The sequence below is a fragment of the Paenibacillus lutimineralis genome (assembly GCF_003991425.1).
In the GTDB taxonomy this organism is placed as follows: domain Bacteria; phylum Bacillota; class Bacilli; order Paenibacillales; family Paenibacillaceae; genus Fontibacillus; species Fontibacillus lutimineralis.
Map to the genome: position 1 here is coordinate 1 of NZ_CP034346.1, position 10,000 is coordinate 10,000.

Annotated in this window: 8 protein-coding genes (1 of these 8 cut by a window edge); 7 read left to right on the forward strand and 1 reads right to left on the reverse strand. The window is 46.6% G+C overall.

Translation table 11 applies throughout. The features are described 5' to 3' along the window. The 6 genes from dnaA (at nt 1) to gyrB (ending at nt 6,639) form a co-directional block, all read left to right on the forward strand. Entirely contained in the window at nt 1–1,347 is a 1,347-nt protein-coding gene (gene dnaA / locus EI981_RS00005; protein ID WP_126994337.1) for a chromosomal replication initiator protein DnaA, read from the forward strand. Nucleotides 1,348–1,634: 287 nt separating this feature from the next. Beyond that, complete coding sequence (gene dnaN / locus EI981_RS00010; protein ID WP_126994339.1) at nt 1,635–2,777, forward strand: DNA polymerase III subunit beta; 1,143 nt, start codon at nt 1,635–1,637, stop codon at nt 2,775–2,777. A gap of 272 nt (nt 2,778–3,049) precedes the next feature. Next, complete coding sequence (gene yaaA / locus EI981_RS00015) at nt 3,050–3,265, forward strand: S4 domain-containing protein YaaA (RefSeq protein WP_126994341.1); 216 nt, start codon at nt 3,050–3,052, stop codon at nt 3,263–3,265. Nucleotides 3,266–3,311: 46 nt separating this feature from the next. Beyond that, the gene (gene recF / locus EI981_RS00020) at nt 3,312–4,424 is read left to right on the forward strand and encodes a DNA replication/repair protein RecF (RefSeq protein ID WP_126994343.1); all 1,113 of its coding nucleotides are present in this window, start codon (nt 3,312–3,314) and stop codon (nt 4,422–4,424) included. Nucleotides 4,425–4,440: 16 nt separating this feature from the next. Next, a complete protein-coding gene (gene remB, locus EI981_RS00025; RefSeq protein WP_126994345.1) occupies nt 4,441–4,689 on the forward strand; it encodes an extracellular matrix regulator RemB in 249 nt (82 codons plus the stop codon). A gap of 33 nt (nt 4,690–4,722) precedes the next feature. Then, the gene (gyrB, locus tag EI981_RS00030; protein WP_126994347.1) at nt 4,723–6,639 is read left to right on the forward strand and encodes a DNA topoisomerase (ATP-hydrolyzing) subunit B; all 1,917 of its coding nucleotides are present in this window, start codon (nt 4,723–4,725) and stop codon (nt 6,637–6,639) included. Nucleotides 6,640–6,714: 75 nt separating this feature from the next. On the opposite strand, the gene EI981_RS00035 is transcribed toward gyrB, so the two are convergent. Continuing rightward, nucleotides 6,715–7,494 (reverse strand): YheC/YheD family protein, encoded by a 780-nt coding sequence (locus EI981_RS00035; RefSeq protein ID WP_126994349.1) that lies wholly within the window; start codon nt 7,492–7,494, stop codon nt 6,715–6,717. 324 nt (nt 7,495–7,818) lie between these two features. Here EI981_RS00035 and gyrA point away from each other — a divergent pair, with 324 nt between their 5' ends. Beyond that, a protein-coding gene (gyrA, locus tag EI981_RS00040; protein ID WP_126994351.1) for a DNA gyrase subunit A crosses the window boundary here: on the forward strand, nt 7,819–10,000 show its 5' portion. 356 nt of this gene lie beyond the right edge of the window; 2,182 of the gene's 2,538 nt are visible here — the first part of the coding sequence; the start codon lies at nt 7,819–7,821; the stop codon falls past the right edge of the window.

The window sequence follows — 10,000 nt, forward strand, 5'->3', positions numbered from 1 at the left end:
GTGGATAGCCATACTTCTGAAATATGGCAAAATATTTTATCCATCATTAATACCAAGCTCAGCAAGCCCAGCTTCGATACTTGGTTTAAAGCGACCAAAGTTGTATCCATCGACGATCATTCCATCGTCATCTCAGCTCCCACCACGTTCGCAGTGGAGTGGCTGGAGAGCCGATATACAAAATTGGTAGCTACCACGGTTTATGAATATCTCGGCAAACAGGTGGACGTATCCTTCGTCATCGAAGAATCGGCCCCACCCGAGCAACCCGCAGTCTATAAGGAGCCCCAGGCACCCGTCCAAACCGAAGATAGCATATCTCACATGCTCAATCCCAAGTACACCTTTGATACATTCGTTATTGGATCCGGGAACCGGTTTGCCCATGCAGCTTCACTTGCTGTTGCTGAAGCGCCGGCCAGAGCTTACAACCCTCTGTTCTTATATGGGGGCGTGGGACTAGGCAAGACGCATCTAATGCATGCGATTGGACATTATATTCTGGAACATAGCCCCAGCAGCAAGGTCGTATACATTTCCTCGGAGAAATTTACGAATGAATTCATTAATGCGATCCGGGATAACCGAGCGGAGAGCTTCCGTAACAAATATCGAAATATCGATATCCTTCTCATTGACGACATTCAATTTATTGCCGGGAAAGAGTCTACGCAGGAGGAGTTCTTCCATACTTTCAATGCTCTGCATGAAGAGCGTAAGCAGATTATTATCTCTAGTGACCGACCGCCTAAGGAGATTCCGACTTTAGAAGAACGGCTTCGGTCGAGGTTTGAATGGGGACTTATCACTGATATTCAGCCTCCGGATCTGGAGACCCGTATTGCCATTCTGCGCAAGAAGGCAAAAGCGGAGAATCTCGACATTCCGAACGAAGCGATGATGTATATCGCCAACCAGATCGATACGAACATCCGGGAGCTCGAGGGAGCGCTGATCCGTGTCGTTGCGTACTCGTCCTTGATTAATCAGGACATTACAACTCATCTAGCCGCCGAAGCTTTGAAGGATATTATCCCTTCCAGCCGTCCGAAGATGATTACGATTCAGGATATTCAACAGCGGGTCGGTGAATACTTCAATCTCAAGATGGAGGATTTCAAGGCGCGTAAGCGGACCAAAGCCATTGCCTTTCCTCGCCAGATCGCGATGTATCTATCCAGGGAACTAACCGACTTCTCATTGCCCAAGATCGGGGATGCCTTCGGAGGTCGAGATCATACAACAGTAATACATGCCCATGAGAAAATTTCGCAGCAGATTAAGAATGATCAGGAATTGAATAAAGTTATCAACAACATCACGGAGAAAATTAAAAATTCATCCTGAATAAGCTATAAGCCTATGCACAAGATATTCACATGTGGATAGGCTTCATTTCATATGATTATGCTTGTTATCCACATATTCAGGGTCCCTACTACTACTATTACTATAAATAATAATATTCATCATAGATAATAGCGGCGCTGCCGCTGCCAATTGTCCAACCCTGCCTTTCTTCTAGAACAAGCTGCTTCAGTTACTAATATGCTGCTATGAGAGGTTTTATGACTGCCTGCTTTTTGAGGTTAGAGAAGTAGAAGAATAAGATACTTTGTTTAGGAGTTGAATTTATGAAAATCCGCGTTTTAAAACATGAATTGAATGAGTCTATCCAGCATGTATCCAAAGCGATCTCCAGCCGTACAACGATCCCGATTCTGACGGGGATCAAGATCGAAGTTAATTATCAGGGAATGACGCTGACTGCCAGCGACACCGATATTTCTATTCAAGCCTATATTCCAGTTGAAGATAACGAGAAGCAAATTGTACAAGTAGAACGGCCGGGCAGCGTTGTATTGCCAGCTAAATTTTTCGTGGAAATTATTAAGAAGTTGCCTTCCTCCGAAATTGAGATGGAGCTTCTTGACGGATTCCAGACCAGAATAACCTCCGGCTCTACCGATATTCAGATGGTAGGTATGGATCCGGAAGAATATCCTGTACTACCGAGCATTGAGGAGAATCAAGTCATTTCGATTCAGGGCGATCTACTCAAAAACATGATCAAGCAGACGACATTCTCGATCTCTACCAACGAGACATCACCGATTCTGACAGGTATTCTATGGGACATTAACGGGAATGACTTCAAACTGGTGGCTACAGACCGCCACCGCTTGGCAAGCCGTACTGCACAGATTGATAATGCGGATGAAGTTCGTGTCAGCAATATCGTTATTTCCGGTAAGACGTTGAATGAACTCAACAAGATCGTACCTGACCAAAATACAATTGTGGATATCGTTGTTGCCGACAATCAGGTATTATTTAAAATTGACCGAGTGCTGTTTTATACTCGTATTCTGGACGGAACCTATCCGGACACTTCCAGAATCATCCCGACGAACTATAAGTCGGAATTGGTTATCGATACGAAGAAATTAAGCGAGTCTATCGACCGGGCTTATTTGCTGTCGCGTGAAGAAAAGTCGAATATCGTCCGTCTACAAACCTTTGAGAACAATACGATAGAGATCTCCTCCAGTTCCAATGAACTCGGGAAGGTCGTTGAACAATTGGACGTAATTCAATACACCGGAGATCCGCTGCGGATTTCTTTTAACTCGAAATATATGCTGGACGTGCTTAAGGTGGTTGAGAGCGAGCAACTTCATATCGGCTTCACCGGAGCTATGAGCCCGATGATCGTTAAACCGATGGATGACAGCCAGAGTCTCTATCTGATCCTGCCTTACCGCACAACCAATTAACTTCGCTTTTGATCACGAAGTAACGCAAGAAGTAAACTCGGCATCGAATCTTGAATTCACCCGGGCCTAAGCAGCTGCTTACGAAGTTATGTTTCCTCCGGAAACATCTCAGGTGCTCACGTACACACTACGTACGCTGCGCTCCTCATGTCCTGCTTCATCCAACTGAAGCGTTTTGAAAAAACGCACATCGGAAGCACAGGCTTCGGTGCTGAAAAGCGAATAAGAGAACTAACGGGAATAACATCCCTCAAGAAAGGAATGGATCAGAGATGAAGAAGATCAGCATCTCGGATGAGTATATTAAGCTGGATCAATTTCTGAAGCTGGCAGACTGCGTAAATACAGGCGGGATGGCCAAGGCCCTGCTGCAGGAAGAAGCTGTAGCTGTGAATAATGAGCCCGAGCAGCGCCGCGGCCGTAAGTTATACCCTGGGGATATTGTAGAAGTGCGGGATTGCGGCACTTTTCAAGTGGCCAGCAAGTAGCTCCCTGAACCTGAAGCTACAGGTGGAAATGAGGGCATGAACGATTGTGTTTGTTAATAAATTAAGCTTGCAGCATTATCGGAACTATGACGCGCTAAATCTTGATTCTTTTGGAGATGTGAATCTCATTCTCGGACGCAATGCCCAGGGTAAGACGAATTTGCTCGAGGCATTGCTTGTCCTTGCTTTGACCAAATCCCACCGTACGAGTAAGGATCGGGAGCTGATCTCCTTTGGACAGGATCATGCTGCTGTCTCGGCTGAGGTTGAGAAGAAGTATGGAACGGTTCAAGTGGAGCTGCGCTTCTCGAACCAAGGGAAGAAGGCTAAGCTTAACGGACTTGAACAGCGCAAGTTAAGCGAGTTCGTCGGCGCGCTCAATGCCGTTATGTTCGCGCCAGAGGATTTGGAGATTGTGAAGGGAACACCTGGTGTGCGTCGGCGCTTCCTCGACATGGAGATTGGACAAGTGCAGCCAAGCTATTTATTCCATTTGCAGCAATATCAGAAGGTGCTGGTACAGCGCAACAATCTGCTGAAGCAGGCTTGGGGCAAGGAAGCCGAGCTTGCCGTCATGCTGGAGATCTGGAATGAGCAATTAGTGGAGCATGGTGTTAAAATTATCAAGAAGAGGAAACAATTTATAAAGAAACTGCAAAAATGGGCGGAACAGATTCATGACGGTATCACTGGGGGGAGCGAGAAGCTGGAATTATCCTATCTTCCTTCCTTCGGAGAAGCCGAGACAGAAGATGAAGCTGTCCTATTGGAGCAATTTATGATAAAGTTATCACAAATGAAGGATCAGGAAATCCGCCGCGGCATGACCTTAGCGGGTCCTCATCGCGATGATATAACTTTTTATATTAATGGCAATGAAGCACAGACCTATGGTTCACAGGGACAACAGCGGACCACGGCACTGTCACTTAAATTAGCGGAGATTGAGCTTATTAACGAGGAGATCGGAGAATACCCGATCCTGCTCTTGGATGATGTATTGTCCGAGCTTGATCCATACCGTCAAACCCAATTGATCGAGACGTTTCAAAGTAAAGTGCAGACGTTCATCACGGCTACGGGAATTGAGAGCATTAACGAGAGCCGGCTTCAGAACGCCAGCATTTTTCATGTTCAAGAGGGACAAGTTCAGAGATAAGGTGGGAAGGTAAGCGATGTACATTCATTTGGGGGGAGAGAAGGTCATTCTCTCATCGGAATTGGTAGCGATCTTTGATATATCGATTGAGAAATCATCCAAAATATCGAAACAGTTCGTAAGTCACGCGATCCAGGAGAAGAATGTGGTAAGGATCGGAGAAGAAGAGGCCAAATCCATCGTTGTCACCAAAAATACTGTGTACTACTCCCCAATTTCCTCCTCAACACTGAAGAAGAAGACTAATCTGAACTATTTGGTGTGATCTTGAATTGAATCTATAGAAGTAGGTGAAGGCATGTCTATGAACGAACAATCGTATGATGAGAGTCAGATACAGGTATTGGAAGGTCTGGAGGCTGTCCGTAAACGTCCGGGGATGTATATTGGTTCGACCAGTGCCCGGGGCTTGCATCATTTGGTCTGGGAAGTCGTTGATAACAGTATTGACGAGGCATTGGCTGGCTACGCCAATAAGATTGACGTAATAGTTCATGAAGATAACAGCGTGACGGTTATCGATAACGGGCGTGGCATTCCAGTTGGTGAACACCCGAAATTGAAGAAATCGACCCTTGAGGTCGTTATGACCGTTCTCCATGCCGGAGGTAAGTTCGGCGGCGGTGGGTATAAAGTATCCGGTGGTCTGCACGGGGTAGGTGTATCTGTTGTAAATGCCCTGTCTGAGAAAATGGTCGTTGAAGTTACTCGTGACGGTCATGTCTATCAACAAGAATATCGTCGTGGTGCTCCACAATACGACATCCGTGTGGTCGGCAATTCGGATGAGGGCAAGACCGGGACGAAGACGACCTTCCATCCCGATCCGGAAATCTTCACGGAGACGACTGTTTTTGACTACAACACTCTATTGACGCGTATTCGTGAACTTGCCTTTCTGAATAAAGGCATCAATATTTCATTGACGGATAATCGTACCGGAGTCTCGGACACTTTTCATTATGAAGGCGGAATTAACGAATACGTTAAATATTTGAATCATACCAAAGAAGTATTGCATGAAGAGCCGATTTACGTTGAAGGCAAGCGCGATATGATTCAGGTTGAAGTGGCTTTGCAATATAACGACAGCTATACGGAGAATATTTTCTCCTTCGCCAATAACATTAACACGCATGAAGGCGGTACACATGAGTCCGGATTTAAGAGTGCGTTGACAAGAATTATTAATGATTATGCCCGTAAGAATAGCATGATCAAGGAAAATGACTCCAACCTGAGCGGGGATGATGTCCGTGAGGGGTTAACGGCGATTATCTCCGTGAAAATTCCTGAGCCACAATTTGAAGGGCAGACGAAGACGAAGCTCGGCAATAGTGAAGTACGTGGAATTGTGGAGTCCTTATTCGCAGAGAAGTTGCAGGAATTCATGGAGGAGAATCCAGCGGTATCGCGCCGGATTCTGGAGAAGGCTCTGCAAGCTTCGCGGGCGCGAGAAGCAGCTCGTAAGGCACGGGAATTGACGCGTCGTAAGAGTGCGCTCGAGGTTAGCGCCTTGCCAGGTAAGCTCGCCGACTGTTCCTCTAAGGATGCATCGCTTAGCGAACTGTATATCGTCGAAGGTGACTCCGCAGGCGGATCGGCTAAGCAAGGACGTGATCGTCATTTCCAAGCGATTCTGCCGCTGCGCGGGAAGATTCTGAACGTGGAGAAGGCGCGTCTTGATCGTATTCTCGGCAATGCAGAGATTCGTGCAATCATTACTGCACTGGGTACCGGAATCGGCGAGGAGTTCGATATTTCCAAAGCCCGTTACCACAAAGTTATTATTATGACCGATGCCGACGTCGACGGAGCGCATATTCGTACATTGCTGTTGACCTTCTTCTTCCGTTACATGCGGAAAATTATCGAAGCAGGATATGTATATATCGCTCAGCCGCCTTTGTTCAAGGTAGAGCGCAACAAGGTTGTCCGCTATGCCGGTTCTGAAGCAGAGCGCGATGCGATTATTGCTGAGTTCGGCGAGAATGCCAAATACAATGTGCAGCGCTATAAAGGTCTTGGCGAGATGAACGCTGAACAGCTGTGGGAGACAACCATGGATCCTGAGAGCCGTACGATGCAGCAGGTATCGATCTCCGATGCGATGGAAGCTGACAAAATATTCGATGTGCTTATGGGCGATAGTGTTGAGCCGCGGCGCGACTTCATCCATGAACATGCTAAATACGTGAAGAACTTGGATATTTAAAGTTCGAATAAAAAGAAGGCCGAGAAGAGGCATCCCCTCAACTCGGCCTTCTTCTATACCCGGTAGAGCAGTAGATCATTTTTTAGATTTCAGGCGTCCATAGTGGACGGCATAACGGCGGATTTTCTTATAAATCTCTTTGTTAGTAAGATGCTTAAAGGGGAAGAGTGCCGGGAGTGTATTCACTTCTAGAATCCAGATGCGGTGTTGTTCATCGATGGCCAGATCAAGGCCAATTTCCTTCAAATTGGGGAATCTCCGAGCAAGCTGGGCGGCAACGCGAACTCCTAGCACCTTCATCTCTTTGTACACGCTAGTAAATTGTCTAGGTGTAAGGTGAGGTTCGAACAAACTCTCGATCGTCATAATTGTTCCACCACCGCGGTAATTGGTGATGATTTTCTGGGGGGCTGCCAAGCGTCCGATAAATCCGGTCGTCTCCCAGGTTTTATGCGGTGTCTTTTGAACAAGGGCGCGAATATCAAATTTGGAGCGTCGGAATGTGAGCGTTCGGATGCCAGTCTGAATCAGATATAATTTCTTGCCGATATGAGAGGAAATGGAGGCATGTAGCTCCTCCATTGTCGAGAACACCTCCGTTTGAATGCCGTGCCTGAGCTTATATTGATGGCCTGCAGCAGCATCAAGTTCATCATGCCATAGTTCGGCACTCATGACCCCGATCCCATAAGTCCCGCAGTCTGGTTTGATAAATACGACGCCGTAAGTATTCAGCATTTCTCCAAGATGCTCGGCAGAATATTTTCTTGTATCTGGAATGTAAGGGCGAATGAGTTCGTTCTGCCGTAAAATGACGGTCTTCTCCCATTTACTTGCTATACGTTGTATCGCCAAGTATTTATCCTTCCTTTCTTTACCCCGGATGCTGCCCTAAGGTATGAAAAACATAGGACAGGAGAGATAAACAATGATATAATTAAAAGATGCGGGGATTTTATAAGTTTTTTGATGAATCGAATAGATTGCCTATATTTTCAGTGTATGAAGAGACATAACAATGGGAGTGGACACATCCCCATTTTTATTGTTGTCTATGGGAGTTTAGGATGAGAAATCGTTACGTTTAAGTGAGCCGTTTTTGTGAAACGATGTTAATGACTGGCTTTTTCATAATCATCCTGTACGTAGGCACATGGATAAATTTTTAGGAGGTCCAGCATGGCGGAGGAAAAATTTTCGCAAATTGTAGATAGGGACATTAATGTGGAAATGCGCGAATCCTTTATGGATTATGCGATGAGCATCATTGTCAGCCGTGCTTTGCCCGATGTTAGGGATGGTTTGAAGCCTGTCCATCGGCGCATTTTGTATGCGATGTCCGAGCTCGGTATGTATCCAGACAAGCCGTTTAAGAAATCAGCAAGAATCGTCGGCGAAGTTATCGGTAAGTACCATCCTCATGGTGATTCAGCAGTATATGAGACCATGGTACGTATGGCGCAGGATTTCTCGATGCGTTATATGCTCGTTGAGGGGCATGGTAACTTTGGCTCCATCGACGGAGACTTTGCAGCAGCGATGCGTTATACAGAAGCACGTCTGTCCAAGATAGCTATGGAAATGCTGCGCGATATTAACAAAGAGACCATCGACTTCATGCCGAACTATGATGGTGAGGAGCATGAACCTGTCGTTCTGCCTGCGCGTTACCCGAATCTGCTCGTTAATGGTGTGTCGGGGATCGCTGTCGGGATGGCAACTAACATCCCACCGCATAATTTGGGCGAAGTTATCGATGGGGTTCAGGCCATGATCGAGAACCCTGATATCGACTCTCTAGAATTGATGGAATATATCAAAGGGCCCGATTTCCCAACAGCAGGCTTCATCGTTGGTCGTTCCGGCATTCGTCAGGCCTATACGACGGGCCGCGGCTCAATCACAATGCGTGCCAAGACTACCATTGAAGAGAACAACAATAAGGCGCGTATCATCGTTGATGAACTGCCTTATCAGGTCAATAAGGCCCGGCTTGTTGAGAAGATTGCTGAACTGGTACGTGAGAAGAGAATCGATGGCATTACCGATTTGCGCGATGAATCAGACCGTAATGGGATGCGCGTCGTTATCGAATTGCGTAGGGATGTAAATCCGAATGTCGTATTGAACAACTTATATAAGCATACTTCCTTGCAAAGCACGTTTGGTATTAATATGCTCGCTATCGTTAACAACGAGCCTAAGATTCTGACGCTGCGGGAAGTTCTACATCATTATTTAAAACACCAGGTTGAAGTTATTCGCCGGCGGACAGAATTTGAACTCAAGAAGGCGGAAGCCCGTGCTCATATTTTGGAAGGCCTGCGGATTGCCTTGGATCATCTGGATGAAGTTATCGCCCTGATCCGCAGCTCGCAGACTGCCGAGATTGCCCGTAACGGCTTGATCGAGCGCTTCGGTCTGAGCGAGGAGCAGGCACAGGCTATTCTGGATATGCGTCTACAACGCCTGACTGGCTTGGAACGTGAGAAGATCGAGGCAGAATATCAAGAGCTTCTGCAGAAGATTGCCGAATACCGTGAGATTCTAGCTAGTGAAGCGCTTGTACTGCAAATTATTAGCGATGAATTGCAAGAGATTCGCGAACGTTATTCCGATGATCGCCGCACCGCGATTATAGTTGGTGAAGAGAGCATCCTAGACGAGGACTTGATTCCGCAAGAGGAGGTCGTTATTACGATCACTCATACGGGTTACATCAAGCGTCTTCCAGTTACGACTTATCGCAGCCAGAAGCGGGGGGGACGCGGTGTCGTCGGGATGGATACGAAGGATAATGACTTCGTTGAGCATCTCTTCGTGACGAATACGCATCATTATTTGATGTTCTTCACGGACCGCGGTAAGGCCTACCGACTGAAAGCCTATGAGATTCCAGAGCTTGGTCGGACCGCACGTGGGACGCCTATCATTAATCTGATTCAGATTGAACAAGGCGAGACGGTCAATGCCGTAATTCCGGTAGAGAACTTCGATGAGGATAAATATTTATTCTTCGCGACTCGTCAGGGTATCGTGAAGAAAACTCCGCTTGAAGATTACGTGAATATACGTAAGGGTGGTCTGATCGCCGTTAATCTTCGCGAAGATGATACCTTGATTGACGTAAGACTTACCGATGGCGAGCAAGAACTCATTATGGGTACAGCCAAAGGAATGTCGATCCGCTTCCCTGAGAGTGATGTGCGTTCGATGGGACGTGCAGCAACTGGTGTGAAGGGGATTACACTCGATGAGGATGATCAATTGATCGGTATGGATGTTATCGTTCCGGATCAGGATATTCTGATCGTTACGACGAAGGGATACGGCAAACGTACTCCAGTGTCTGACTATCGTA

What these genes read in the sequence shown, in the direction of transcription:
- remB (WP_126994345.1), top strand. Translation starts at nt 4,441, where the DNA reads ATGTACATTCATTTGGGGGGAGAGAAGGTCATTCTCTCATCGGAATTG.
- gyrB (WP_126994347.1), top strand. Translation starts at nt 4,723, where the DNA reads ATGTCTATGAACGAACAATCGTATGATGAGAGTCAGATACAGGTATTG.
- dnaN (WP_126994339.1), top strand. Translation starts at nt 1,635, where the DNA reads ATGAAAATCCGCGTTTTAAAACATGAATTGAATGAGTCTATCCAGCAT.
- yaaA (WP_126994341.1), top strand. Translation starts at nt 3,050, where the DNA reads ATGAAGAAGATCAGCATCTCGGATGAGTATATTAAGCTGGATCAATTT.